22 protein-coding genes and 1 pseudogene are annotated in these 24,208 nt (G+C 72.3%); 9 read left to right on the top strand and 14 right to left on the bottom strand.

What is annotated here, in order from left to right; all coding sequences use genetic code 11:
- Positions 1–118: 118 nt before the first annotated feature.
- The 5 genes from AA23TX_RS33125 to AA23TX_RS33105 are packed head-to-tail and all read right to left on the bottom strand — an operon-like array spanning position 119 to position 7,350.
- Positions 119–2,542: a phosphoketolase family protein gene (locus AA23TX_RS33125; protein WP_155546655.1), complete on the bottom strand. Its 2,424-nt coding sequence runs from the start codon at positions 2,540–2,542 to the stop codon at positions 119–121.
- Positions 2,543–2,579: 37 nt separating this feature from the next.
- Positions 2,580–3,200: a CBS domain-containing protein gene (locus tag AA23TX_RS33120; protein WP_155546654.1), complete on the bottom strand. Its 621-nt coding sequence runs from the start codon at positions 3,198–3,200 to the stop codon at positions 2,580–2,582.
- Between the two features lie 27 nt (positions 3,201–3,227).
- Positions 3,228–4,382 (bottom strand): acetate/propionate family kinase, encoded by a 1,155-nt coding sequence (locus AA23TX_RS33115; protein ID WP_155546653.1) that lies wholly within the window; start codon positions 4,380–4,382, stop codon positions 3,228–3,230.
- Positions 4,379–7,072 carry a cation-translocating P-type ATPase gene (locus AA23TX_RS33110; RefSeq protein ID WP_155546652.1) on the bottom strand — a complete coding sequence of 898 codons (2,694 nt, stop codon included), beginning with the start codon at positions 7,070–7,072 and terminating at the stop codon, positions 4,379–4,381. The genes AA23TX_RS33115 and AA23TX_RS33110 overlap by 4 nt, the downstream gene beginning before the upstream one ends.
- Positions 7,069–7,350, bottom strand: a complete 282-nt coding sequence (locus tag AA23TX_RS33105; protein WP_155546651.1) for a hypothetical protein — start codon at positions 7,348–7,350, stop codon at positions 7,069–7,071. Before AA23TX_RS33105 ends, AA23TX_RS33110 begins: the two co-directional genes overlap by 4 nt.
- 281 nt (positions 7,351–7,631) lie before the next feature.
- On the opposite strand from AA23TX_RS33105, the gene AA23TX_RS33100 reads away from it, so the two are divergent.
- Complete coding sequence (locus tag AA23TX_RS33100; protein WP_155546650.1) at positions 7,632–9,176, top strand: B12-binding domain-containing radical SAM protein; 1,545 nt, start codon at positions 7,632–7,634, stop codon at positions 9,174–9,176.
- Between the two features lie 12 nt (positions 9,177–9,188).
- On the opposite strand, the gene AA23TX_RS33095 is transcribed toward AA23TX_RS33100, so the two are convergent.
- Positions 9,189–9,959, bottom strand: a complete 771-nt coding sequence (locus tag AA23TX_RS33095) for a TetR/AcrR family transcriptional regulator (protein ID WP_277875437.1) — start codon at positions 9,957–9,959, stop codon at positions 9,189–9,191.
- On the opposite strand from AA23TX_RS33095, the pseudogene AA23TX_RS50435 reads away from it, so the two are divergent.
- Positions 9,886–10,283: pseudogene (locus AA23TX_RS50435) on the top strand (DUF4389 domain-containing protein); the annotation flags it as partial. The gene AA23TX_RS33095 and the pseudogene AA23TX_RS50435 sit on opposite strands and share 74 nt — an antisense overlap.
- Positions 10,284–10,897: 614 nt before the next feature.
- Here the strand turns inward: AA23TX_RS50435 and AA23TX_RS33085 are convergent.
- The 4 genes from AA23TX_RS33085 to AA23TX_RS33070 all read right to left on the bottom strand — a co-directional run bounded on the left by AA23TX_RS33085 (position 10,898) and on the right by AA23TX_RS33070 (position 14,274).
- Positions 10,898–11,359, bottom strand: a complete 462-nt coding sequence (locus AA23TX_RS33085; RefSeq protein ID WP_155546648.1) for a DUF6292 family protein — start codon at positions 11,357–11,359, stop codon at positions 10,898–10,900.
- Entirely contained in the window at positions 11,356–12,645 is a 1,290-nt protein-coding gene (locus AA23TX_RS33080) for an MFS transporter (protein ID WP_196425639.1), read from the bottom strand. The genes AA23TX_RS33085 and AA23TX_RS33080 overlap by 4 nt, the downstream gene beginning before the upstream one ends.
- A gap of 172 nt (positions 12,646–12,817) precedes the next feature.
- Positions 12,818–13,552: an ABC transporter permease gene (locus AA23TX_RS33075; RefSeq protein WP_155546646.1), complete on the bottom strand. Its 735-nt coding sequence runs from the start codon at positions 13,550–13,552 to the stop codon at positions 12,818–12,820.
- Positions 13,549–14,274 carry an ABC transporter ATP-binding protein gene (locus AA23TX_RS33070; RefSeq protein WP_155546645.1) on the bottom strand — a complete coding sequence of 242 codons (726 nt, stop codon included), beginning with the start codon at positions 14,272–14,274 and terminating at the stop codon, positions 13,549–13,551. Before AA23TX_RS33070 ends, AA23TX_RS33075 begins: the two co-directional genes overlap by 4 nt.
- Positions 14,275–14,439: 165 nt before the next feature.
- Between AA23TX_RS33070 and AA23TX_RS33065 the strand changes: the two genes are divergently transcribed.
- The 4 genes from AA23TX_RS33065 (at position 14,440) to AA23TX_RS33050 (ending at position 18,788) form a co-directional block, all read left to right on the top strand.
- Positions 14,440–15,990 carry a bifunctional aminoglycoside phosphotransferase/ATP-binding protein gene (locus tag AA23TX_RS33065; RefSeq protein ID WP_155546644.1) on the top strand — a complete coding sequence of 517 codons (1,551 nt, stop codon included), beginning with the start codon at positions 14,440–14,442 and terminating at the stop codon, positions 15,988–15,990.
- Positions 15,990–17,000, top strand: a complete 1,011-nt coding sequence (locus AA23TX_RS33060; RefSeq protein WP_155546643.1) for an Acg family FMN-binding oxidoreductase — start codon at positions 15,990–15,992, stop codon at positions 16,998–17,000. The genes AA23TX_RS33065 and AA23TX_RS33060 overlap by 1 nt, the downstream gene beginning before the upstream one ends.
- A gap of 13 nt (positions 17,001–17,013) precedes the next feature.
- Positions 17,014–17,253 carry an SHOCT domain-containing protein gene (locus tag AA23TX_RS33055; protein WP_196425638.1) on the top strand — a complete coding sequence of 80 codons (240 nt, stop codon included), beginning with the start codon at positions 17,014–17,016 and terminating at the stop codon, positions 17,251–17,253.
- A gap of 170 nt (positions 17,254–17,423) precedes the next feature.
- Positions 17,424–18,788, top strand: coding sequence for a wax ester/triacylglycerol synthase family O-acyltransferase (locus AA23TX_RS33050; protein ID WP_155546642.1), 1,365 nt, complete (start codon positions 17,424–17,426; stop codon positions 18,786–18,788).
- On the opposite strand, the gene AA23TX_RS33045 is transcribed toward AA23TX_RS33050, so the two are convergent.
- Complete coding sequence (locus AA23TX_RS33045; RefSeq protein WP_196425637.1) at positions 18,789–20,261, bottom strand: WS/DGAT domain-containing protein; 1,473 nt, start codon at positions 20,259–20,261, stop codon at positions 18,789–18,791.
- 284 nt (positions 20,262–20,545) lie between these two features.
- On the opposite strand from AA23TX_RS33045, the gene gap reads away from it, so the two are divergent.
- The gene (gene gap / locus AA23TX_RS33040; RefSeq protein ID WP_155546640.1) at positions 20,546–21,556 is read left to right on the top strand and encodes a type I glyceraldehyde-3-phosphate dehydrogenase; all 1,011 of its coding nucleotides are present in this window, start codon (positions 20,546–20,548) and stop codon (positions 21,554–21,556) included.
- Positions 21,557–21,686: 130 nt separating this feature from the next.
- On the opposite strand, the gene AA23TX_RS33035 is transcribed toward gap, so the two are convergent.
- Together AA23TX_RS33035 and AA23TX_RS33030 are read right to left on the bottom strand one after the other, a co-directional pair.
- Positions 21,687–21,851, bottom strand: coding sequence for a BON domain-containing protein (locus tag AA23TX_RS33035; RefSeq protein ID WP_155546639.1), 165 nt, complete (start codon positions 21,849–21,851; stop codon positions 21,687–21,689).
- On the bottom strand, positions 21,824–22,207 hold the full coding sequence (locus AA23TX_RS33030) for a CBS domain-containing protein (protein ID WP_196425636.1): 384 nt from the start codon (positions 22,205–22,207) through the stop codon (positions 21,824–21,826). The genes AA23TX_RS33035 and AA23TX_RS33030 overlap by 28 nt, the downstream gene beginning before the upstream one ends.
- 148 nt (positions 22,208–22,355) lie before the next feature.
- Here AA23TX_RS33030 and AA23TX_RS33025 point away from each other — a divergent pair, with 148 nt between their 5' ends.
- Positions 22,356–22,592, top strand: a complete 237-nt coding sequence (locus AA23TX_RS33025; protein WP_155546637.1) for a PLD nuclease N-terminal domain-containing protein — start codon at positions 22,356–22,358, stop codon at positions 22,590–22,592.
- Here the strand turns inward: AA23TX_RS33025 and AA23TX_RS33020 are convergent.
- A complete protein-coding gene (locus AA23TX_RS33020) occupies positions 22,547–23,383 on the bottom strand; it encodes a universal stress protein (protein WP_155546636.1) in 837 nt (278 codons plus the stop codon). The two genes, AA23TX_RS33025 and AA23TX_RS33020, sit on opposite strands and share 46 nt — an antisense overlap.
- 208 nt (positions 23,384–23,591) lie before the next feature.
- On the opposite strand from AA23TX_RS33020, the gene AA23TX_RS33015 reads away from it, so the two are divergent.
- A complete protein-coding gene (locus AA23TX_RS33015; protein ID WP_155546635.1) occupies positions 23,592–24,188 on the top strand; it encodes a DoxX family membrane protein in 597 nt (198 codons plus the stop codon).
- Positions 24,189–24,208 lie beyond the last annotated feature (20 nt).

Raw genomic sequence — 24,208 nt, 5'->3', positions numbered from 1 at the left:
GCTGTCCTGCTCAGCATACCGCGCCCCGGTACCGGTGAGCCTGATCGTTCAGCCCAACTTCCTTTCGGGGCAGGCGAATGCGGGCGTTCCACGGCTCCCGAGCCGAACCGGCGTCCGGTCAGCCGGCCCAGGTCCAGCCGCGGATTTCCGGCATGTCCTCGAAGTGCTCGCGGATGTAGCCGTGGTGGCGGGTCAGCATGGCGTGGCAGTGCTCGGCCAGTGTCGCGCCGCCTTCGGGGACCCGGGCGGACCTGCGCAGTGCTTCGAGGGCGAGGTGGTAGCGGCTCATCCGGTTGAGCACGACCATGTCGAACGGCGTCGTGGTGGTGCCCTGCTCGGTGTAACCGCGGACGTGGAACCGGCCCGGCTCGGGGCGGCCGTGCAGCAACTGGTGCACAGCCCGGGGATAGCCGTGGAAGGCGAACACCACGTCGGTGGCAGCGGTGAACAGCCGCTCGAACTTCCGCTCGCCGAACCCGTGCGGGTGGTCGGCGGGCGGGAGCAGGCCCATCAGGTCGACCACGTTGACCACCCGCACCCGCAGGTACGGGACGTGGTCGCGGAGCAGCCGGGCCGCGGCCAGGACCTCCAGCGTCGGCACGTCACCGGCGGCGGCGAGCACGATGTCGGGTTCGCCGTCGGCCGTCTCGGTACCGGCCCAGTCCCATGTGGACGCTCCCGCGGCGCAGTGCGCGGCCGCTTCCTCGAGGTCGAGGTACTGCAGGTGCTCCTGCTTGTCGGCGACGATCAGGTTGACGTGGTCGCGGCTGCGCAGGCAGTGCTCCGCCACCGACAGCGTGGTGTTGGCGTCCGGCGGGAACCAGACGCGCACGACAGCGGGCGCCAGCGGGATGGCGATGTCGATCAGGCCCGGTCCCTGGTGCGAGAAACCGTTGTTGTCGTTGCGCCAGCAGGTCGAGGTCAACAACACGTTGAGCGAGGCGATCGAACGCCGCCACGGCAGGTCCGCGGCGTGCTGCAGCCACTTGGCGTGCTGGATCAGCATGGAGGCCGAGACCATCGCGAACGCTTCGTAGGTCGCGAACACGCCGTGCCGGCCCGACAGCAGGTAACCCTCCAGCCAGCCTTGGCACAGGTGTTCCGAGAGCACCTCCATGACCCGGCCCTCGGGTGATACGTGGTCGTCGGTGGTGAGGATCGGTGCCTGCAGGCACCGGTCGGTGGCCTCGAAGACGGCGCCGAGCCGGTTGCTGGCCGTTTCGTCCGGGCAGAACAGGCGGAACGTGCCGCCGCCGTCGGATTCCCGCGTATTGGCGCGGTAGACGTCGCGCAGCAGCTCACCGAACGGACGGGTGTTGCCGTGGTGCACGACACCAGGCGTCGGCACGCTGACGGCGTACGGCGCCAGGGCGGGGATGTCGAGCCGGTGCAGCAGCCGGCCGCCGTTGGCGTACGGGCTGGCGGACATCCGCTTGTCACCTGCGGGGGCGAGCGCCCTCAGTTCCGGGACGAGCCGTCCAGTGGCGTCGAACAGGGTTTCCGGCGCGTAGGACCGCAGCCACCGCTCCAGCAACCGGAAGTGTCCGACGTCCTCCCGGACCAGGGTCAGCGGTACCTGGTGCGCCCGGAACGTGCCTTCGACGACGACGCCGTCGACGACCTTCGGGCCGGTCCAGCCCTTCGGCGTGCGCAGGACGATCGCCGGCCAGCGGACCGGCCGGAACGGCTCGGCCGAGCCCGTGCGCGCCCGCCGCTGGTTGTCCCGGATCCGGTCGTGCGCCGCGGTCAGGGCGTGGTGCAGGTCCGTGAACACCGCGGCGGGGTCGTCCCCGGCCACGACGACCGGGTCCCAGCCCTGCGCCGTCAGCAACCCGAGAACGTCGGTGTCGTCGGCCCGGCCGAGCACGGTGGGCCCGGCGATCTTGTACCCGTTGAGGTGCAGGATCGGCAGCACGGCACCGTCGCGGCGGGCGTTGAGGAAGGCGGGGATCTTCCAGGACCCCGCCAGCGGCCCGGTCTCCGCCTCACCGTCCCCGACCACGCAGGCCACGATCAGGTCCGGGTGGTCGAACGCGGCGCCCGCGGCGTGGGCCAGGGAGTAGCCGAGTTCGCCGCCCTCGTGGATGCTGCCGGGCGTCTGGACGCCGACGTGGCTCGGCACGCCCCCGGGCGTGGAGAACTGCCGCACCAGCCGGGTCAGCCCGGCGACGTCGGCGGAGACGGCGGGGTACGCCTCGCCGTAGGTGCCTTCGAGGTAGGCGTTCGCGAGCAGGGCCGGCCCGCCGTGGCCGGGACCGGCGACGTAGACGCAGTCGGCGCCGGTGTCGCGGATGAGCCGGTTGAGCAGGGTGTAGATCATCGACAGCCCGGGGCTGGTGCCCCAGTGCCCGAGCAGGCGCGGCTTGATGTCCTCCACCGAGAGGGGCTCGCGCAGCAACGGGTTGTCCTGCAAGTAGATCTGGGCGGCGGTCAGGTAGTTCGCCGCGGCCCACCACCTCAGGTCCAGGTCCCGCTCGTGCTCCTCGTACGCCGAAGCTGTGGTCGTGGTCGTGGTGCCGGTCGAGGTCGTGGTCTGCTGCATCGCCGTGGCCTTCCGCCAGGTGGGTCGGGCCGGCCGGTCAGCCGGCCGGGCTGGTACCGCTCACGCGGACCGCGGTCACCCCGGGCACGGCCTGGGCCAGCACGGTCGCGACGTGCCGGTCGGTCTCGTCGTCGAACGCGTCCACGACGTCGACCTCGCCGCCGTGCACCGCGACGGTCCAGCGCGCCGGCCCGCCGTAGATCGACAGCTGGTGGCGCACGTCGGCCGAAATGACCTCGTCGTCGCGGGCGAGCGCCCGGACGAGGTCGCGCCGGGTGACGATGCCGACGACGTGGGCGCCGTCGACGATCGGCATGCTGCGGATCCGGTCTTCGAGCAGGACGCGCACCAGGTCGACCACGTCGGTGCCCGCGCCCATCCCGACCGCCGGGGTGGTCATCACGCCGCCGACGGTCCCGGCCGGTGGCTCGGGCGGCTCGTCCGGGCCGGTGCCGTCGGCCGGGTGGTACCGGGCGTCGCGCGGGAACCGGTCCCGCACGAGGTCAGCCTCGGTCACCACGCCGACGAGCCGGCCGTCGTCGTCGAGGACCGGGAGCGCGGTGAAGCCGTGGGCGGACAACAGGTTCGCGGCGTACTTCACCGTCATGCCCGGGGTCACGGTGACGACGGGGCTGCTCATGATGTCGCGTGCTTGCATCGAACTCCTCTTCCGTCGGCCTTCACGCTAGGGGCGTGCCCGCCGGGCGCGCTGCGGCCGTTCGTCACCGATCGCGGGGTCCACCGGCACCCGCGGCCCGGGCGGCCATCGCCAGGGTCGTCTGCCGGGCGATCTCCAGGCCCTCCCGCGCGGACACGACCAGCACCCGCACGGCCCCGTGCGCCCGGCCGACCTCCCGGTCGCCGTCAGCGGCCAGGCGCCCGGAATCGGCCCGCACCCCGAAGACCCCAGCCGCTCGCAGAGCTCGGCCAGCAAGGCCGGCTGGTGTTCGGCGACGCCGCCGGTGAACACCAGCGCGTCCAGCCGGTCCAAAGACGCCACCATCGCGCCGATCTCCCGGCGCAGCCGGTGCAGGTAGACCTCGATCGCGGTGCGGGCGTCCGGGTCGCCGCGGTCCCGCGCGGCCAGCACGTCCCGCACGTCACCGCCGGTGCCGGTCATCCCGGCCAGGCCGCTCCCCCGGTCGAGCGCGTCGTCGAGCCCGGCCGCGTCGGTGACGCCGGAGCGCAGCAGGTACAGCAGCAGGCCCGGGTCGACGCTGCCGGAGCGGGTGGCCATCACCGCCCCTTCCAGCGGGGTGAAGCCCATCGACGTGTCCACGCCGTGGCCGTCGCGGACGGCGGTCACCGAAACGCCGGCCCCGATGTGGCAGCAGACCAGCCGAAGCCCGGCGGGTTCCCGGTCGAGCAGCTCGGCCGTGCGGCGCAGGGCGGACGCGCAGGAGAGACCGTGGAAGCCGTAACGCCGCAGCTCGTGCTCGCGAACCCAGCTCCTCGGCAGCGCGTAGTGCGCCGCGGATTCCGGCATCCGGGCGTGGAAAGCGGTGTCGAAACACGCGTACACCGGGCCCGGCACGACTTCGGCGACCAGCTCGGCCAGTTCCAGCGACAGCGGCTGGTGCAGCGGCGCCAGCGGGGTCAACGCGGTCAGCCGCGCGGTTTCCGCGTGGTCCAGCGGCACCGGGTCGGTGCTCAAGCCGCCGTGCACGAACCGGACCCCGGCCGCGTCGATCGGATGCCGCCGGACCACCAGGTCGGCCAGCGGCTGCCGGGCCCGCGCGGCGGATGCGGCGGCGACCGTGGCCCGGTCCACCTCCCGGCCGTCCTCGACGACCGACAGCTTGACGCTCGACGAGCCCGGGTTCACCGTGAGCACTCTCATCGGACGCCCCTGGCGTGCCGGCGCCCCGCCCAGCGGAACACCTCGTCGGCACCCCACACGAGCAGCGGCATCGGCAGCAGCAGCGCGATCACCCAGGCGGGCAGCGCGGCGGTGCCGAACACCGGCTGCAGCGCCGGGACGTAGATCAGGGCCGCGGCGAACGCCAGCTCGAAGGCCAGGCCGGCCAGCAGCAGCCGGTTCGTGGTGAGCCCGACCGACCGCAGCGACGCCCGCTGGGTGCGCGCGGCGAAGGCGGTACCGAGCTGGCAGAACACGATCGCGGCGAAACTCGCCGTGGTGGCCTGCAGGTAGGCGTGGTGCAGCGCAGCGCCGGCCGAGACGTCGGCACCGTAGTGCCAGCCGGCTTCGTACAGGACCGCGAAGAAGGCGGCCAGCACCAGGATTCCCGAGAGCAGGCCCATGATTCCCCAGGCGCGCAGCAGCATCCGCCCGGAGACGACCCCCTCGGACCGGCTGCGGGGACGCCGGTCCATCAAGCCGGGTTCGGCCGGCTCACGCCCGAGGGCGAGTGCGGGCAGGGTTTCGGTGCCGAGGTCGATCGCCAGGATCTGCAGCACGGTCAGCGGCAGCGGGATCGCTCCGCCCGAGATCGCGAACAACAGGAACGGCAGTACTTCGGGGACGGCGTGCGCGAAGATGTACAGCACGAACTTGCGGACGTTGTCGTAGACCCGGCGGCCTTCGCGGACGCCCGCGACGATCGTGGCGAAGTTGTCGTCGGTGAGCACGACGGTCGCCGCCTCCTTGGCGACGTCCGTTCCGCCGGCCCCCATCGCGACGCCGATGTCCGCCCGCCGGAGCGCGGGCGCGTCGTTCACGCCGTCGCCGGTCATCGCGACGACCGCGCCGCCGTGGCGCAGCGCGTCGGCGATCCGCAGCTTGTCCTCGGGCGCCACCCGGGCGAACACCAGCTCCTCCCCGGTCGCCAGCGCCGCGTCCAGCTCCGCCTCCGGCATCGCGAGCAGTTCGCCGCCGTCGATGACGCGGCTCACGCGGATCCCCACCTGGCGCGCGATCTCCGCCGCGGTCAGCCCGTTGTCCCCGGTCACCACGTGCACGGTGATCCCGGCCGAGTGGCACGCCGCGACGGCGCCGGCGACTTCCGGACGCGGCGGGTCGGCCAGCCCGACGAGGCCGAGCAGGCGCAACCCGGATTCGGCCGCGTCGCGGGTGAGCGGGACCTCGCCGGGCACCGGTCCGTCGGCGACGGCCAGCACCCGGAGCCCGCGGCCGGCCATCTCGTCCACCAGCGCGGTGATCCGGGCCCGGCGCGGCTCGGTCAGGCCGACCTCGTGACCGGCCGCGTCGAGGGCGGTCACGCAGCGGGGAACCACCTGCTCGGGTGCGCCTTTCGTGTCGCGCATCCGAGGCCCGGCGTGCGCGCCGTCTACTGTGGACATCATCTTGAGCCGGGGGTCGAACGGGTACAGCACCACCCGGTTGGCGTCCCTTGTGGACGCGTCGAGCCGCACACCGCTCGCGGCCGCGAACTCGAGCAGGGCCAGCTCGGTCGGGTCTCCGGTGCGCGATTCGAGGTCGGCGGTGCTGCACCGGGCGAGGGTTTCGGCCAGCGGCGCGGATGCGGTCAGCGGCTCCCCCGCCGGGTCACGCGCCTCCACGACGTGCATGGCGTTGCGGGTGAGCGTCCCGGTCTTGTCGGTGCAGATCACCGTCGTCGACCCGAGGGTCTCCACCGCCGACAGCCGTTTGACGAGCGCGCCGGACTTCGCCATCGAACGCACCCCGCCGGCCAGCGCCAGCGTGATCGTCGGCAGGAGCCCTTCCGGCACGTTCGCCACCAGCAGGCCGATCGCGAACACGAACGCGGCCGGCCACGACAGGCCCGCCGCGACGCCCAGCGGCAGGAAGCCGATCCCGACGGCGAGCGCGACGCCGGCGATGAGCCAGGCCACCCGCCGGACCTGCCGTTCCAGCGGGCTCTCCTCGTGGCCGACCCCCGCGGTCAGCGCGGCGATCCGCCCGATCTCGGTGTGCCGTCCGGTGGCGTGGACCACGCCCCGGGCGGCACCGCCGACGCAGGCGGTGCCGCTGAACACCAGCACCGGCGAGTCGAGGGCACGATCGGCGTCGTCGACCGCGTCGGCCGTGCGGGTCACCGGCCCCGGCTCGCCGGTCAGCATCGAGGCGTCCACCTCGAGGACGCCGTCGACGAGCCGCACGTCCGCGGGGACCCGGTCGCCCTCGGCGATCAGCAGGACGTCGCCCGGGACCAGTTCGCGCACCGGCACGGGCCGCGGCCGGCCGTCGCGCAGCGCGGACGCCTGCGCGGGCAGGTACGCACCGAGCGCGTCGACGGCCCGCTCGGCCTGCTGTTCCTGGACGAAGGCGAGGACGCCGTTCAGCACGATCACGCCGACGATCGCGTACGCCAGGCTGGTGGTGCCCGCGAACCAGGACAGGGCCGCCGCCACCCAGAGCAGCAGCGCGAGCGGGTGGATCACCTGGCGCAGCAGGGCGAGCGGCCACTGCCGGGACCGGTGCGAGGGCAGCTCGTTCGGGCCCCGGGCCAGCAGCCGGCGGGCGGCTTCCCGCGAAGTCAGCCCTTCGGTGGTGGTACGGAGGTCGCGCAGCAACCGCGCGACGGGTTCCCGGGCATCCGGTTGCGGTTCCGCGGAGGCGGCCGGCTCGACGCCCACCCGGGTGGTCATCGCGGCTCACCGTTCCGGGAGCGCACGGCGAAGGCCCGTCCGGCGACCGCGTTCCCCGCCAGGACACCGGCGACGAACCGGCGGACGCCCTCGTGCCCGGCGACACCGACCAGCCGGTCGTGCAGGACGCGGCCGCGCGCGACGTGCCCGGCCCCGGAGTCGTCGGACAGGCGCGCTGCGAGCTTCGTCAGCCCCGCCAGGCCGAGCCCGAAGAGCCGGTGGCACCGGGCGGGCAGCCGGGTGGGCAGGCCTTGACGGGCAAGATCGACGCGTGCCATGACAGGCCCCTCGGGTCGACTGGTCGTCGCACCGGGGTCCGGGGCACTTGCGGTCAGCCTACGCGCCGAGAAGACGCGACGGACAAGCAACGCCCGGCAGGGCTTTCTTCCGCGCGACCCAAGGCTGCGCCGATCTCCTCAGCGGCGGCTGGTTCGAAGCCGGTTCGGGCGTATAGTCAGCACTGATCGCCGCGTTCGCCCCAGTCCCCGGTAACGCCGCCCTCAGCTCCTCGCTGATCGTGTTCCGGCCGGCCCGGCCGGCTTTCCGAGAGGACCACGCGGTGCGAGTCGGAATCCTCGATCTTCTCGGTCCACCTGCGCGGCGCCCGGTGGACTTCGCCTACCAGCTGTTCATCACCAAGCAGTACGCGAGCATCACCCCGCAGGCCATCTCGGTCTGGTGCCGCAAGCAAGGGCACGAAACCTTCTACGCCACCTACTACGGCCGCGGCCGGCCGCACCGCCTGCTGCCCACCGACCTGGACGTGGTGTTCATCTCCTGCTACACGCAGGTCAGCCACCTCGCCTACGCGCTGGCGAAGCTCTACCGCCGGGCCGGTGTCCGCACGGTGATCGGCGGCCCGCACGCCAAGGCGTTCCCGGTGGACTGCCTGCGGTTCTTCGACCTGGTCGTCCGCGAATGCGACCCGGAGCTGGTCGCCGACATCCTGTCCGGGCAGTTCGACCCGGGCACCGTCATCTCGGCCGGCCGCCCGTTCGACGACGTGCCGACCGTCGAAGAACGGATGCCCGAAATACGCGCGTCGGCCTTCTTCTGGGGACGCAAACCGCTGCTGCTGTCGGCGGTGCCCATGCTCGCCAGCATGGGGTGCCCGTACCGGTGCGACTTCTGCATCGACTGGAACAGCACCTACCGCCCGCTCCCGGCCGACCGGCTCGAGGCCGACCTGCGGTACCTGGCCCGGCACCTGCCGAACCGGCTGATCGTGTTCCACGACCCCAACTTCGCCGTGAAGTTCGACCAGGTCTTCGAAACTCTGGAAGCCCAGCCTCCCGGCGAACGGCCGCCCTACATCATCGAAAGCTCGCTCACGGTGCTGCGCGGCGACCGGCCCCGGCGGCTGAAGGAAACGAACTGCGCCATGGTGGCGCCGGGCGTCGAATCCTGGACCGACTACTCGAACAAAGCCGGTGTCGGCCGGACCGGCGGGACCGCGAAGGTCGAACGCGTCGCCGCGCACTTCGCGCAATTGGCCGAGAACGTGCCGTACCTGCAAGCAAATTTCATGTTCGGGCTCGACACCGACCAGGGCGACGAACCCGTCGAGCTGACCAAGCGGTTCATGGACCTGGCCCCGTTCGCCTATCCGACGATCAACATCCCGGTGCCCTTCGGCGGCACCCCGCTGCACGACGAACTCACCGCCACCGGCCGGATCCTGGCCACCATGCCGTTCAACTTCTACTACGCGCCCTACCTGGTGACGACGATCAAGCACTACGACCCGATCACCTACTACGGAAAGCTCATCGAGCTCTACACGCACGCCGCGTCCCCCGCGATGCTGCGACGGCGCCTGCGGACCACGTCCAACCGCGTCATCGGCTACGTCCACCGGGCGCGCACCGCGGGCTTCCGCTCCGACATCGCGAGTTTCCGGCGCATCCTGGGAATGCTGCGATCCGATCCGCAGTTCCTGGCCTTCCACGAAGGCCGGACCGCCACCCTCCCGGAGTTCTACCGCCGCGTCAACGAACGCATGCTGGGCCGCTACGCCGAACTGCTCACCCCCACCGATCGGACGCCCGACCTCTCACCGGCCGAACCCCCGCCCCACCGGCTCGGGAAAACCGGGCAGCGATGACCACACCGTCGCTCAGCGCGGGGCGGGCCGTTCGACGCCGGCGGGCACGGCGTATGCGGCGAGTCCGTCGAGCAACTGCTCGAGGCCCCAGCGAAACCGGGCCGCCGCGACGGCCGACCCCTCCGGTCCCGCGGCCGCTTCGACCGCGACCGAGCCGAGGATGTGCACGTCGATCAGGTGGGACGCATCGGCGGCGTCCCCCGGCCCCAGGCCGGCGTCGGCCAGGACGGCCAGCAGGGTTTCGCGCACGGCCCACGTGTGGGGGCCGTCGGGCGGGTGGCCGAGCATGAGGTGCACCGAACCGGGGTGGGCCGGCAACTTCGTCCGCAGTTCGAGCGCGAGAGCCCGGACGAGCTCCCGCCGCGGCTGCGAGGGATCGGTGAACCGATCGTGGTCGACGCGGCCGAGCAGGTGCTCCGCCAGACCCCGCACCACCGCCGCCTTGTCCGGGAAATAGGTGTACACCGCGTTGGGCGCGACACCGACCCGGGCCGCGATCCCCCGGATCGTGACCGCGTCCGCACCGCGTCCGGCGAGCACGGCCACTGCCGCGTCGAGGATGGCCCGCTCACCCAGAGTCCGCCGGGGGCCTGGGCGACCCCTTTTGTCCACGTACAGAATTGGGGCAGGCCATGACCGAACCGATCCGTCCGGATCCCCGACATCCCGGTACGCCGGACCGGACCTACCCGTACGCGTCCGGGCAGCGCTGGACGACCCGCTGTCTCGCGGGCTCTGGCTGGTGAAGTGGCTGCTGCTCGTCCCGCACGTGCTGGTGCTCATCGCGCTCTGGGCCGCGTTCTGGGTGCTCGGCGTCGGAGCGTTCTTCGCGATCCTGGTCTCCGCTCGGTACCCGCGGAAGATCTTCGACTTCAACGTCGGGGTTCTGCGGTGGAGCTGGCGGGTGGCCTACTACGGCTACGGCGTCCTCGGCACCGACCGCTACCCGCCGTTCAGCCTCCGCGAAGAACCCGGCTACCCGGCCACCCCGAACGGCTCTCCCGCGGGCTGGTGCTGGTCAAGTGGTGGCTGCTCGCCATCCCGCACCACCTCGTCCTCGCGATCCTGATCGGCGGCGGAACCGGCGCCGCGTGGGGACTCGACGACACGCCTCGACACCGGCGGCGACGAGCCCGGCGCCCCTGCCCCGACGGAGCCCACCGGAACACCGGCACCCGCGAGCCCCGTCGGCCTTTGACACGGAGATCACCAGGGCGCCCCCGAGGCATCCGCGACCCGTGAGGGCGCGCTCGAGGATCACCACGACTTTGCGCAGGGAAGGCGCCGGCTTCCCCGCTGATCAACAGGGGCCGCACGGCCGGATCAGGAGTCGAGCTCACGTCGGGCGGCGTCTCGTCGGCCACCTCACTGAGGTCGAACGCCGGCCGACGTGCACGAGCGGCTGGGCCCGGCGCAGCGCGGTCAGGTGGCAGACGATGTGCGTCGTCGGCAGGGCGGCCTGCACTCACCGGGCCCCCAGCCCGCCGCACCACACGGCTCGGCGGCTCGGGATCTCCACCGCCCGGGCGGTGGAGATCGCCGCACCCGACGGTTACCGCCGGACCTTCCTCGACGAGGGGCGCGCACCCGCAGTTCGTCCGGCTCGATCTCCAGTAGCCACGGCTGGATGTTGTGCACCGACGGCGCGCGCGTCATCGACCGGACCAGCACGTCGCTCTCGGCGGCCGTCCAGGACCTTCCCTCCACAGTGGACATCCGGATCAACCCGCCCGGCGCAGGAACGGGCCGCCCGCCGCCCACTCGTCGCGGCGATAGCGCAGCAACCGGGCCACCAGTTCGCCGGGGTCGCCGCGCAGGTCCGGCGGAACGGGCGCCGCGACCGGGCCGCCCGTGGAGCGGAGGCCGGCCACGAACCGGGAGACGCGGGACGGCACCGGCACGAGGTCGCCGCCGAGGTAGGCGAGCACCAGCAGGTCCTCGCCGGAATGGGTCTCCATGGCGAACGCCCACCCGTGGTGCTCGTCCCACAGCAGGGCCATGTCCCGGCCCGGGTGGCGGGCCAGCCGCACGTCCAGGGCGACGTAACCCGACACGGGGGTGCCGAGGTCCACGGTGCAGGACTCGTCGCCGACGCCGACCGCGGCGCCCACCGCGGCCAGGTAGCCGGTCAGCCCGCACAGCAGCCCGTATTCACGGTCGATACCGGTCAGCAGGGGAATCACCCTCCATCGCCTCGGAACGTGCACCGGCCCGGTCGGACCGCCTCCCCCACATCCCGACCGTACGATCCGCGGCCGCGGCGGGATGGCGTCGTTCGACCCCGATCGGAGGGACTTTCGTCACCGGGGCGTCGCACGGCCCGGAACAGGTCCGGCAGCACCGGGACGCCCGGGAGGTCGTCGATCCGCCGCAACCCGACCAGGCCGGCCGCGAGGACCGCCACCCCGGCGGCGAACAGCACCACGCGGGCCGCCGGGATTCCCGGCGGGACTTCACCGAGACCGACGAGCACGCTCGCGACGGCGATCGTCGTCAGCAGGGCGACCCGCCCGCCCGCCTCCACGAAGCCGAACACCCGGCCGCGCAGCTCGTCGCCGACCTCGCCGCCCAGCAGCGTCCAGCCGACGAGGAACGCCATGCCCGCGCCGGCACCGGTGCCCACGCAAGCCGCCGCGGCCGTGCCGAGGCCGGGCGCCAAGGCCGGCACTGCCACGGAGATCCCGGCGAGGGCGATGGACAACGCGAACCAGCGACGGCGCGAGAATGCGTGCACGAGCGCCGGACCACCTACCACGCCGAGCGCCATCCCGGCGAACAACGCCGCGAACAGGAGCGCGAAGACGACGTCCCCACCCCCGACGACCTGCGAGTACCGCTGCACCGCACCGATCACGACGCCGGCTCCGGCTCCGGCGAACGCGACCAGGATCCCGGCGACCACGCCGCGCACCGACGGCGTCCGGCGGATGTATCCCCACGCCTCGCCCAGTTCACGCCGGATACCCGGGTGGGCCCGGACCCGGCCCCGGCCGCTCAGCTCGCGGATGCCCATCGCGAGCACAGCCGCGTTGACCAGGAACGTCACGGCGCTCAGGAAGAGCGCGGCCGTGACCGGATCGCCCCACGCCGGTGCCGGACCGGCGAAGACGAGGTGCGCCAGCCCGTGCAGCCCCGCCATGGCCAGGGCCGCCACGACCGGCGTCACGCCGTATGTGGTCGCCAGGGACAGCCGGTTGGCCGCCTCCAGCTGCTCGCGCGGGACCAGCGTGGGGATCGCGGCGTCGCGGGCCGGCGACCACACCATGGCGAGGGCCTCGATCAGGAAGGTCGTGACCGCGGCCCAGCCGACGACGGCACCGCGGTCGGCCACGACCAACCCGACCGCCGGGATGGACGCGAACAGCGCGAACCGCAGGAGATCGCAGCCGATCATGGTGTGGCGGCGGTCGAACCGGTCGGCCAGCACTCCCGCCAGCGGACCGAGCACCAGGGCGGGCAGCAGGCGCACCGCGATGACACCGCGAAGGCCGCGCCCTGGGCGACCGGATCGTCGAAACGCCCCGCGGCGAAGGCCGACGTGGCGAGCAGGCCGAGCCAGTCCCCGACGGAGGAGACCGCGAGGACGAGCCACAACCGGCGGAACGGTCGGATCCGCAGGACACCCGGTACGGCAGACGGTCTCAAGGGGTTCGCCGCCGGAGGGTGGCCGCGCCCAGCAGCAGGGCGAGGACCGCGCAGCCGGCGATGATCGCCACGTTGCGGACCAGCGTGCCGTCGATCGTGTCCGAGCGGGTCACGTGGGTGAGGGCGTCCACCGCGTAGGACAGCGGCAGCGCGTCCGACACCGCGTTGAGCAGCCAGCCCATCTCATCGCGCGGGACGAACAGGCCGCACAGCAGGAACTGCGGCAGCACGAATACCGGCAGGAACTGGATCGCCTGGAACTCGGTGCGGGCGAACGCGCTGACGAACAGCCCGAGCGCGGTCCCGAGCAGCGCGTCCAGCACCACGATGAGCAGCAGCACCCAGACCGAGCCGGCGATCTCCAGGCCGAGCCAGGTCAGGGAGATCCCCGCGGCGACGACCACCTGCAGGGTGGCGAGCAGGCCGAACGCCAGCGCGTAGCCGAGGAGCAGGTCGAATTTGCCGATCGGCATCGTCATCAGGCGCTCGAGTGTCCCGGTGGTGCGTTCGCGCAGGGTGGTGACGGAGGTGAGCAGGAACATGATCGTGAACGGGAAGATCCCCAGCAGCGCCGGGGCGATCCCGCTGAACCGCTGCTCGGAGTTCAGGACGTACCGCAGCAGGATCATCAGCAGGCTCGGCACGCCGATCATGAGCGCGACCGTGCGCGGGTCGTGCCGCAGCTGGGTGAGGATCCGGCGGGTGGTGGCGAACGTGATCGCGGCACTCATCGCGTCGCTCCTTCCCGGCCCTTGATCAGCCGCAGGAATGCCTGCTCGAGGTCATCCGCGCCGGTCCGCGCCCGCAGCCCGTCCGGAGTGTCCTGAGCGAGCAGTTTGCCTTGGTGCAGCAGGAGAAGCTCGTCGCACCGGGCGGCCTCGTCCATGACGTGGCTCGAGATCAGCAGGGTGACTCCGGCCGCGGCCAGGCCGTGGAACAGCTGCCAGAGCTCGTCGCGCAGCTCCGGGTCGGACCCGACGGTCGGCTCGTCGAGCACCAGCAGTTCGGGGGTGCCGAGCAGCGCGACGGCCAGGTTGGCCCGGCCGCGCTGGCCGCCGGACAACCGGCCGACGAGCGTACCGGCCGAGGCCTCCAGGCCGGTCTCCGCGATCACGCGGTCCACATCGGACGGACGGGTCCCGAGCACGGAAGCGAAGTAGCGCAAGGTCTCGGTCACCGTGAGATCGCCGTAGATCGCCGGTTCCTGCGTTGCGTAGCCGATCCGTCGGCGCAGCTCCGGGCTTCCGGCGGGGCGGCGCAGCACGGTCACGGAACCCGACTCGACGATCTGCACACCGACGATCGAGCGCATCAGCGTGCTCTTGCCACAGCCGTTGGGCCCGAGCAGACCGGTCACCGTTCCCCGCGGGATCGTGCACCCGATCCCGCGCAGGACCTCGTGCCCGCCACGGCGGACCCGCAGGTCCTCGACCACGATCGCCGGTTCGTCCACGACGTGCTCCTTCCGTCCCGGTCCATGGTGAGTGCTCCGGGTAGCCGGGACAGGTGCCCGCGGTCCCGTCTCGCGGTGACTTTCGTCCCCGACCGGGGACTTCCGGCGCTCGACCGGGGTCCTAACGCCCTTCACCGTGCTCCGCCGTACGCAGATCCTGGGAGCATGGACGCACCCTGGGCCACTGTGCACGAGACCCACATCGGCGTCGTCTTCCTGCTCGGAGACCTCGCCTACAAGCTCAAGAAGCCGGTCGACCTCGGCTTCCTCGACTTCTCCGCGCGCGAGACCCGCGAACGGGTGTGCCACCGGGAGGTCGAGCTGAACCGGCGGCTGGCGCCGGACGTCTACCTCGGCGTCTCCGACGTCACCGGGCCGGACGGCTCGGTGTGCGACCACCTCGTCGTCATGCGCCGGATGCCCGAAGACCTCCGCCTCTCCACCCTGGTCCGCCGAGGCGCGCCCCTGCACACGACGGTCCGGCGGCTCGCCCGGCAGCTCGCCGCCTTCCACGCGCGTGCCGAACGCGGCCCCGCGATCGACGCCGATGAGACCCGCGACGCCGTCCGGGGCCGGTGGCGGGACAGCTTCGCGCAGGTCCAGCCCTTCCAAGGCACCGTGCTCGACCCGGCCACGGCTATCGAGATCGAAGCACTCGCCGAGGAATTCCTCGCCGGCCGCGAGGCCCTGTTCGCTCACCGGATCGCCGAAGGGCACATCGTCGATGGCCACGGCGACCTGCTCGCCGACGACATCTTCTGCCTCGACGACGGCCCGCGCGTGCTCGATTGCCTGGAATTCGACGACCACCTCCGGCACGTCGACGTGCTGGACGACGTCGCCTTTCTCGCGATGGACCTCGAGCGGCTCGGCGCCCCCGAACTGGCCGAGCAGCTGGTCGCCGACTACCGCGAGTTCTCCGGCGACCCCGCTCCCCCGGCGCTGCTGCACCACTACCTCGCCTACCGCGCGTTCGTGCGGGTCAAAGTCGCCTGCCTGCGCTCGGCACAGGGCGACACCGAGGCCGCCGGACTGGCCCGTGCCTACGCCGACATCGCGCTGCTGCACCTGCGGCTCGGCCGGATCCGGCTGATCCTCGTCGGCGGCGCCCCCGGTACCGGCAAGTCCACGGTCGCCGGCGGGCTCGCCGACTGGCTCGGTGCCACCCTCTTGCAGTCGGACCGGCTGCGCAAGGAGCTCGCCGGGCTGACGCCCGCCCACCGAGCCGCCGAAGGCTACCGGCAGGGCCTGTACGACAGCCGCCACACCGACACGACGTACACCGAGCTCGCTTGCCGGGCGGAAGCACTGCTGTCGCTCGGGGAGACTGTCGTGCTCGACGCGTCCTGGTCGGCCGCCCGGCACCGCCGGCTCGCCGCCGACGCCGCCGAACGGGCGAGCAGCCCCGTGCTCGCCGTACGGTGCGAAGTGCCGGAGACGGTCGCGGCGCAACGGATCACCGCCCGGAACCCCGACCTTTCCGATGCCACCCCGCAGATCGCACACCGGATGGCCGCCGACGCCGACCCGTGGCCGGAGGCCCACCCGCTCACCACCACCGGGATACCGCGGGAGTCGATCCGGCGGGCGGTGGTGTCCCTGCTGCCCGAGCACCGAAAGTCCTCGGCCCAGAGGCATTCCGGCCCTCCCGGCGACCCGGCGGACAGTGCGAGGGTCGAACCGGAACACCACCCCGACCACGAGGCAGGCCGATGATGGACCGAGCATTCCCGGACGACTTCACCGTCAAGACCGCGGTGGCCATGGCGATCCGCGCGCCGTCGGTGCACAACTCCCAGCCGTGGGACTGGCGGGTCGGGCACAGCTCGCTGCACCTCTACGCCGACCCCGACCGGCAGCTGCGTGAAACCGACCCCGACGGCCGCGACCTGATCCTGAGCTGCGGCGCGGCCCTGCACCATCTCCGGATCGCCTTCGCCGCACTCGGCTGGACCGCCGAGGTGCACCGCCTGCCCAACCCGGACGAGCCCGACCACCTCGCGGCGATCACCCTGCAGCGGCACGAGGCGACGCAGGACGAGGTCGCGATGGCCGCCGCGATCCCCCGGCGCCGCACCGACCGGCGCCGGCACAGCTCGTGGACCGTGCCCGGCGGGCACGTCGAAGCCATGGCCAAGGCCGCGGCGCTGGAAGGCACCGTGCTGCAGGTCACCGAAAACTCGGCGCGCTACGACCTCGCGATCGCGATCGAAGAAGCGTCGCGGCGACACGAAGCCGATCCCGCTTACCGGACCGAACTGGCCGCCTGGAGCGGCCGCCACTTCTCCCCCGACGGCGTCCCCGCCCGCAACACCCCGGCCCCGGACGACACCCCGGGCGCCCTGCGGGCCCGCCCGTTCGCCGACCCGCTTCTCACCCAGCCGCCCGACGCCAAGGCTGAAGACGACGAGACGGTCTTGCTGGTGCTGAGCACCGCCTCCGACGACCGGATGTCCCGGCTGCGCGCCGGCGAAGCGACCAGCGCCGCCCTGCTGACCGCCACCGCGTTCGGCCTTTCCTCATGTCTGCTGACCGAGCCGCTGGAACTGCCCGACGTCCGCGAGTCGGTGGCCGAGCGCGTCACCGGCGGATCGTTCCCGCAGATGGTGCTGCGCGTCGGCTGGGCCCCCGCCAACGCCGACCCGCTGCCCGCCACCCCACGCCGGGACCTCGCCGACGTGCTGCAGCCGCTCGAAGCTCCCCCGAAGCACTTCCAGGCTCACTAGAAAGGAGCCGGTCATGCCGTACTGGTACCACTCCGGAACCATGGGCTGGTTCGGCGGCGTCGGCATGCTCGTGCTGATGGCGCTGGTGCTCGCCGCGCTGGTCGCCCTCGTCGTCGTCCTCGCGCGCCGGGGACCGCAGCCGCCGGGGCCGGGCGACACCGCCCGGCGGATCCTCGACGAGCGGTTCGCCCGCGGTGAGATCGACCAGGAAGAGTACGAACGCCGCCGCGGCGCGCTGACGCGAGCACATTGACGATGCGTGCCAAGGCGATTCTCGCGGCCCTGGTCTGCGGGCTGAGATTCGCCGGGTGCGGGAGCGGCCAAGGCGCGGCCCCGGCGACCGCCGCGCCGCCGACGGCGCTTACAACCTGGACACGAGCGGCTTTCCGTGTGGTCGTCGATATCGCTCATTGAGAGGACGTCATGGACCGGCTCAGCCCGCTCGACGCCGCCTTCCTGGAGATCGAGGACGAGGATCCCAGCTCGTCGCTGGCCATAGCGTCGGTGGCGATCGCCGAAGGGCCCGCCCCTCCGCAGGACGAGTTCGTGGCGGCCGTGCTCGCGCGGCTGGACGGGATTCCCCGCTACCACCAGAAGGTCCGCTCGGTGCCATTCGACCTCGGGCCGCCGGCCTGGGTCGACGACCCGGCGTTCGACCCGGCCGCCCACTTCGGGCGGGTCGCGCTCCCGGCGCCGCACGACGAGGCCGCGCTCTGCGAACTGGTCGCCCTGCTGATGGGCGAACGCCTCGAGCGCGACCGGCCGCTGTGGGAGTTCTGGGTCATCGAAAGCCTGCCGGACGGCCGCTGGGCGATCGTGTCCAAGGTGCACCACGCGCTGGCCGACGGCCTCGCCGCGACCCGCCTCCAGACGATCCTCTTCGGCGACACCCCGGCCGAGGCACCGGCGCGGCCGGAGGAGGCGCCCGATCCCGGCTCGGCGCGGCTGCTGCTGGACGCGGCCGGCACGTTGCTGCGCAACCCGTGGGACCAGGCGCGCGCGCTCGCCGGAGAGCTGCGGCACCCGAACCGGCTGGCCCGCCGGGTGAGCGACGCCGCCCGCGGGCTCGCCGCGATGACTTCGGCGCTGCTGCCCGCGTCCCGGACGCCGTTGACCGGCCCGCTCGGCCGCGGCCGCCGGTACGCCACCGCCTCGGTGGCCCTGGCCGACGTCAAAGCCGTGGCCAAGGCCCGCGACATCACGGTGAACGACGTCCTCCTGGCCGCCGTCACCGGCGGATTCCGCGAACTGCTGCTGCACCGCGGGGAAACCCCGGCCGCGGACAGCGTGCGGTCCCTGGTGCCGGTGTCGGTGCGCACCGGGACCGCGCTGGACAACGAGGTCTCTCTCCTGCTGCCGCTGCTGCCGGTCGACCTCCCCGACCCGGTGCAGCGGCTCATCCGCGTGCACCACCGCCTGGGCAGGCTCAAGGCGAGCAAGGAAGCCGACGCCGGCGCGCTGCTCACCGCGACCGCCGGGCACGAGCCGTTCGCCCCGGTCGCCTGGGCGATCCGGGCCGCCGCGCACCTGCCGCAACGCAACATCGTCACGGTGACGACCAACGTCCGCGGCCCGGCCGAACCCTTGTCCGCACTCGGGCGCCGGATCGTCGAGATCTACCCGTACGTCCCGATCGCGCTGCGCGTGCGGATCGGGGTGGCGATGCTCAGCTACGCCGGTCGCGTCACGTTCGGCATCACGTCCGACGCCGACACCGTGCCGGAGATCGAGGTGCTCGCCAAAGCGATCGAACGGGAAGTCCAGGCCCTGCGCGCCGCGACCGGCTGATCACCGGGCCGCGGCGAACTCCGCGGCCAGGCCGTCGACCAGTGCCGCCGGGTCCGGGATCAGCTTCCGGTCCGTGCCGAAGCCGAACCGCACCTGGCCGGCGTAGCTGAAGATGCAGATCGTGATCGCCTGCCGCCCGCTGCACGGCGCCCAGCCGATGATGCCCTCGACCGGTGCGCCGGCCAGCGTCATCGGGGCTCGCGGGCCGGGTACGTTGGTCAGAACCCCGACGGCCTTGCCCGCGAAGAACCGGCTCATCGCCATGCCGAGCGGTGCCGGGCTCTGCGCGATCGCGTACTGCATCCCGAAGGTCAGCACGGGTTCGTAGGAGTCGCGGATCCGGGCGATCCGGCGGTGCACCTCCGCGAGGCGCTCGGCGAACGTCCGGCGGCCGAGGGGTAACTGGGCCAGCACCAGTGAGAAGTGGTTCCCGAGCGTGGCCGGCAGCTCGGCGTCGAACGAGGACAGGCTCACCGGGATCAGCCAGCCGAGGTCGGACGTCCCCTGGCGGGCGACACCGTGTTCGGTGAAGTACCGGTCGAGCGTTCCGGCGACGAGCGCCGTGCAGACGTCGTTGACCGTCGTGCCCGTCTCATGCCCGATCCGGGCCAGCTCGGCCAGCGGGATCGGCTCGCCCCAGGCCGCGGTCTTCTCCACGGCCGGTTCGCCGTCCCACAACCCGGTGGCCGTGGAGGGCCCGAGCAGCTCACCGGCCCCGGTGGCGCTGTGCCAGACGGTCGTCGCCGCGCCGGCGACCGCGTCGACCACGCTGCGCGGCCCGCCGTCCAGCGCCGAAGCCAGGAAGCCGGCGACGGCGCCCGACGCGCCCACGGCCGCCGTCGCGCCGAGTACCGGCAGTGCCACCGCGGTCTCCAGCATCGGGTGCACGCGAGCCGCCTGCCGCTGCGCCTTCGCGCCGGTGTCGCCGAGGGCGCGCAGCACGGCCGCGCCGAAGCGGACCACCGGCTGGGCGACGGCTTCCCGGTGCGGGGCGGCGCCGCCGACCTTGGCGTGCGGCGCGGTTTCCCCGTCGGCCGGGTCCATGAGGCTGAACAGCACCTGCGTCAGCCGGATCCCGTCGGCCATCGCGTGGTGCGTACGAACGACGAGCGCGCTGCCGCCGCGGTACCCCTGCAGCAGGTCGATCGTCCACAGTGGATGCTTCGGGTCGAGTGGGGTGCTCCGCCGCGCGGCGACGAACTCCTCCAGCGCCGCCTGGTCCGCGAGCTCCGGCAGGTCCCGCACCACGACGTGGTCGCCCAGGTCGAAACCGAGGTCGCTTTCCCAGCTGACGTTCCGGCCGTGCCGCACGGCTCGCTGCGAGTACACCGGATAGCGCGCGAGCAGGCGATCCGACACCACCGATCGCAGCCGTGCCGGATCGACCGGGGTTTTCGTCCACAACACGGACGTGACGACCATCAGGTTCTCCGGCCGGTCCAGGTGCAGCCACAAGCTGTCCTGCGCAGGCATCCGCCGATGCGGCCCGGCCGGGTTCCGCGTGTACGCCACCATCGTCGCCACTCTCCCGTCACACCAGCTCACCTTCCACTCTGCGGGTCGCTCCGGATCCGGGGAAGGGCCGGAAGTCACCGGTGTGCAAGGGCGATCGCCGCCCACGCCCCTCTGTTTCCAGGCAACTGTTCCCGTCCGCCGGGCGAAGCTGCCGTTCTGCCCGACCTGCGAGGACCAAGGGCTCTACGAGTGCCACCGCGCACCGAAGACCATCGAGGAAACACGAAGACAGGGAGAAGCAGATGACGGTACGGCTCGGGATCAACGGCTTCGGCAGGATCGGACGCGACATCCTCCGCTGTGTCCTGGAAACCCCGGACAGCCCGATCGAAGTGGTCGCGGTCAACGACATCACGTCCCCGGAGATGCTGGCGCACCTGCTCGCCCACGACTCCACCTACGGACGGCTCCGCACCCCGGTCGAGGTCGTCGACGGTGAAGCACTGCGCGTCGGCGACCACCTCATCCAGGTGACCGCACACGGCGACCCCACCAAGCTGCCATGGGGTGAGTACGGCGTCGACATCGTCGTCGAGTCGACCGGCAAGTTCCGTACCCGCGAAGCCGCCGGCGCGCACCTGGCCGCCGGCGCCAAGAAGGTCGTGATCTCCGCGCCCGGCAAGGACGTCGACGCGACGATCGTCCTGGGCGTCAACGAGGACGACTACGACCCCGCGAACCACCACATCGTCTCGAACGCCTCCTGCACCACCAACTGCGTCGCCCCGATGGTCAAGGTGCTGCACTCGGCGTTCGGCATCCGCCGTGGCCTGCTGACTACGATCCACAGCTACACCGGCGACCAGGCGCTGCTCGACCGTCCGCACAAAGACCCCCGCCGCGCCCGCTCGGCCGCCGTCAACATCGTGCCCACCAGCACCGGCGCCGCCAAGGCGATCGGCCTGGTGCTGCCGGAACTGGCCGGCAAGCTCGACGGCGTCGCGATCCGCGTCCCGGTCGAAGACGGTTCGCTGACCGACCTGACCGTCGAACTCGAGCAGCCAGTGACCGCCGAACAGGTCAACCACGCGTTCGCCGAAGCCGCCGACGGCGACCTCAAAGGCATCCTGCGCTACACCGAAGCACCCATCGTCTCTCGCGACATCGTCGGCGACCCGGCGTCCTGCGTGTTCGACGCCCAGCTGACCAAGGCCGACTCCCACCTGGCGAAGGTGTTCGGCTGGTACGACAACGAATGGGGCTACGCGACCCGCACCGTCGAGTTGGTGGAACTGATCGGGCGATCGCTGTAGCGGCCCCGCGCTGCGAGTGCCCGCCGGTGAGGTCGCCTGGCGGGCACTCGTCCCGATCGAAGCACCTTCCCGGACCGCCACGATCTACCCTGTCCCATCGAGGATCACGATGCGGCTTGATGACGGCCCCTCACCGCAGCTCGGCGGCCGCACCGTCGTCCTGGGTGTACTTCAGGCGGTTGCGGACCGCGACCACTCCGGGCAGGGACTCGGTCAGCCGGCCCGCGCGCTCCACCTCGCTGCGACGGTCGATCACCCCGCTCAGCGTCACGACGCCGTCGTCGACGCGGACCACGACCGTCGAGGAAAGCGGAGGTTCGTCTCCACCAGCCGCCTGGCCGCGACCGCCAGGGGTTCGTCCTTCGCCACGGTGGGCACGCGACGGGTCATCAGCTCACGGGCGGTCAAGCCCTGCGCCTTGGTCCACACGCGAAGCCGCCAGAACCCGCGCCCCTGCCGGGCGTCGCGGCCGTGGCGGGCCAGCAGATCGGCCTCGCCGACGACGCCGATCGGGCGGCGATGCTCGTCGACCACCGGGATCGCCGCGATGGCGTGCTCGGCCAGCAGGGCGACCAGCTCCTTGAACGACGCCTCAGGGTCTGCCGACACGACCGGTCGGCTCATCAGGTCGGACACCAGCGGACCACGCATGTCTCCACCTCCGTCGAATCCCTTCCGCTCAAGCCAAGTGCCTCGGCCGGTCGCGCGCGGCGGGCGACGGTCCTCGGGCAAGAGGTCTTTCGCCCCTTTGTCCGGGGCCTCCGGTGCCGTTGCCTGGAACGGCTGGAAGGAGAACGACATGGGAGATCACAAGCGGTGGCGTGACCTGTCGGCCGCACAGCGAAAGGCGATCGGCACCGCGGCGGGCGCGCAGGTCCTGCTGGCCGGGTCGGCGTGGTGGGACCTGGCCCATCGGCCCGCCGCCGAACTCCGCGGGCCGAAGTGGCTGTGGGCCGTCGTGATCGCCGTGAACTTCGTCGGCCCGGTGCTCTACTTCGCCTGCGGACGGGCCACGACCACCGGGCAGAGTGCGTAGGACATCAGCGCCTGGCTCGTCGACCCGAGGGCCAGGCCGCTGAACCCGCCCCGGCCGCGGCTGCCGACGACCAGCAGCTGCGCCCGGTCGGCGAAGTCGAGCAGTCGTTCGGCCGGCCGCCCCGTGACGACCTCGCGGTCGACGACGACGTCCGGGTACTTCTCGGTCCAGCCGGCCAGGCGCTGGGCGAGTAGTTCCCGCCCGTATTCCCCTGCGGCCGACCAGCCGTCGTGGCGGCTGTGCACCGCGATCAGCCGGGCCTCCCGCCAGGACGCCTCCTCGAAGGCTGTCGCGATGGCCTCCTCGCTCGCCGGGCTGCCGTCGACACCGACCACCACCGGTCCTTCGGTGGGTGGTTCGTCCGCACCCGCGTGCGGACGGATCAAGGCCACCGGGCAGTGCGCGTGCGCGGTCAGGGCGACCGTGACCGACCCGAGCAGGATCCGGCTCAGCGGCCGCAGTCCCGGCGTGCCGAGCACGAGCATTGCCGCGTCGGTGGACTCGGCGGTCAAGGCGTCCGCGGGCCGTTCGGGCCGCAACACCGTCTTCGCCTCGACGTCCGAAGCCGCGGCGCGGGCCTCGGCGAGCATGTTCCGGCCCTCCCCCGCGGCCGCTTCCAGCAGCTGCTCGTACGTCGGGTCGGCCCTCGGGTAGGGCGCGGGCAGTTCCGGGAGCGCGTGGACCAAGCGCAGTCCACGCCTGCGCTCCCGCGCCACGCGCGCAGCCCACCGGACCGCCGCGAGTGCTCCGGCCGTGCCGTCCACGCCGACCACCAGTTCCGAGCTGCTCATCCGAATCCCCTTTCACCATCGGGAAGTCAAGCGGCCGAAGCCACTCCCGGCGCGAGGCTTCCGCCCCGTTTCAAAGGGACTTTGGTCCATTCCGCGCGGTCCCCGCGATCCGGCACCCAAGGGCCTCTCGACGGGGGACCTTCGACTCCAGAACTTCCCATGGCAGCGGCCGAAACTGGCTGCAACACCGAAAGATTGGAGGGTTCCCATGTCCATCCGACCGGATGAGAAGATGACCACCTCGGGCCGCCGCGCCACCGAGCCGGCGCCGGTCCGCGACTTCGTCGCCGTACCCACCACCGCCGGGAAGTCCCTGGCCGTCCTCCGAGTCGCCACCGGATTCGTGTTCCTGTGGGCGTTCGTGGACAAGCTGTTCGGCCTCGGCTACGCCACCCCGGCCAAGGGCGCGTGGCTCAACGGCGGCTCCCCCACCAAGGGCTTCCTCAGCAGCGTCCACGTCGGCCCGTTCGAGTCGATGTTCCACGCCTGGGCCGGCACCTGGTGGGCCGACTGGCTGTTCATGCTCGGCCTGGGCGCGATCGGCATCGCTGTCATCGCCGGTGTCGGGCTGCGCCTGAGCGCGATCGCGGGCTCGCTGATGATGCTCATGATGTGGGCCGCCGAATGGCCGTTCGCGCAGAGCATGAGCACCGGTGAAGCGACGCACTCGACGAACCCGATCATCGACTATCACATCATCTACGCGCTGATCCTCATCGTGATGGCCGCCGCCGCGGGTGGGAACACCTGGGGACTCGGCCGCCGCTGGGCCGCCCTCGTCGGCGACCGCACGTGGCTGCGCTGACGCGATCCGTTCCACGGGCG

It is taken from the genome of Amycolatopsis camponoti (assembly GCF_902497555.1).
Taxonomy (GTDB): domain Bacteria; phylum Actinomycetota; class Actinomycetes; order Mycobacteriales; family Pseudonocardiaceae; genus Amycolatopsis; species Amycolatopsis camponoti.
This window is presented reverse-complemented; position numbering and strand designations above follow the sequence as displayed.

What these genes read in the sequence shown, in the direction of transcription:
- AA23TX_RS33020 (WP_155546636.1), bottom strand. Translation starts at nt 23,383, where the DNA reads ATGAGCAGCTCGGAACTGGTGGTCGGCGTGGACGGCACGGCCGGAGCA.
- AA23TX_RS33055 (WP_196425638.1), top strand. Translation starts at nt 17,014, where the DNA reads ATGCCGTACTGGTACCACTCCGGAACCATGGGCTGGTTCGGCGGCGTC.
- AA23TX_RS33025 (WP_155546637.1), top strand. Translation starts at nt 22,356, where the DNA reads ATGGGAGATCACAAGCGGTGGCGTGACCTGTCGGCCGCACAGCGAAAG.
- AA23TX_RS33125 (WP_155546655.1), bottom strand. Translation starts at nt 2,542, where the DNA reads ATGCAGCAGACCACGACCTCGACCGGCACCACGACCACGACCACAGCT.
- AA23TX_RS33105 (WP_155546651.1), bottom strand. Translation starts at nt 7,350, where the DNA reads ATGGCACGCGTCGATCTTGCCCGTCAAGGCCTGCCCACCCGGCTGCCC.
- AA23TX_RS33060 (WP_155546643.1), top strand. Translation starts at nt 15,990, where the DNA reads ATGGACCGAGCATTCCCGGACGACTTCACCGTCAAGACCGCGGTGGCC.
- AA23TX_RS33120 (WP_155546654.1), bottom strand. Translation starts at nt 3,200, where the DNA reads ATGCAAGCACGCGACATCATGAGCAGCCCCGTCGTCACCGTGACCCCG.
- AA23TX_RS33065 (WP_155546644.1), top strand. Translation starts at nt 14,440, where the DNA reads ATGGACGCACCCTGGGCCACTGTGCACGAGACCCACATCGGCGTCGTC.
- AA23TX_RS33050 (WP_155546642.1), top strand. Translation starts at nt 17,424, where the DNA reads ATGGACCGGCTCAGCCCGCTCGACGCCGCCTTCCTGGAGATCGAGGAC.
- AA23TX_RS33030 (WP_196425636.1), bottom strand. Translation starts at nt 22,207, where the DNA reads ATGCGTGGTCCGCTGGTGTCCGACCTGATGAGCCGACCGGTCGTGTCG.
- AA23TX_RS33045 (WP_196425637.1), bottom strand. Translation starts at nt 20,261, where the DNA reads ATGCCTGCGCAGGACAGCTTGTGGCTGCACCTGGACCGGCCGGAGAAC.
- gap (WP_155546640.1), top strand. Translation starts at nt 20,546, where the DNA reads ATGACGGTACGGCTCGGGATCAACGGCTTCGGCAGGATCGGACGCGAC.
- AA23TX_RS33075 (WP_155546646.1), bottom strand. Translation starts at nt 13,552, where the DNA reads ATGAGTGCCGCGATCACGTTCGCCACCACCCGCCGGATCCTCACCCAG.
- AA23TX_RS33115 (WP_155546653.1), bottom strand. Translation starts at nt 4,382, where the DNA reads ATGAGAGTGCTCACGGTGAACCCGGGCTCGTCGAGCGTCAAGCTGTCG.
- AA23TX_RS33015 (WP_155546635.1), top strand. Translation starts at nt 23,592, where the DNA reads ATGTCCATCCGACCGGATGAGAAGATGACCACCTCGGGCCGCCGCGCC.
- AA23TX_RS33095 (WP_277875437.1), bottom strand. Translation starts at nt 9,959, where the DNA reads ATGAGCACCAGCACGTGCGGGACGAGCAGCAGCCACTTCACCAGCCAG.
- AA23TX_RS33110 (WP_155546652.1), bottom strand. Translation starts at nt 7,072, where the DNA reads ATGACCACCCGGGTGGGCGTCGAGCCGGCCGCCTCCGCGGAACCGCAA.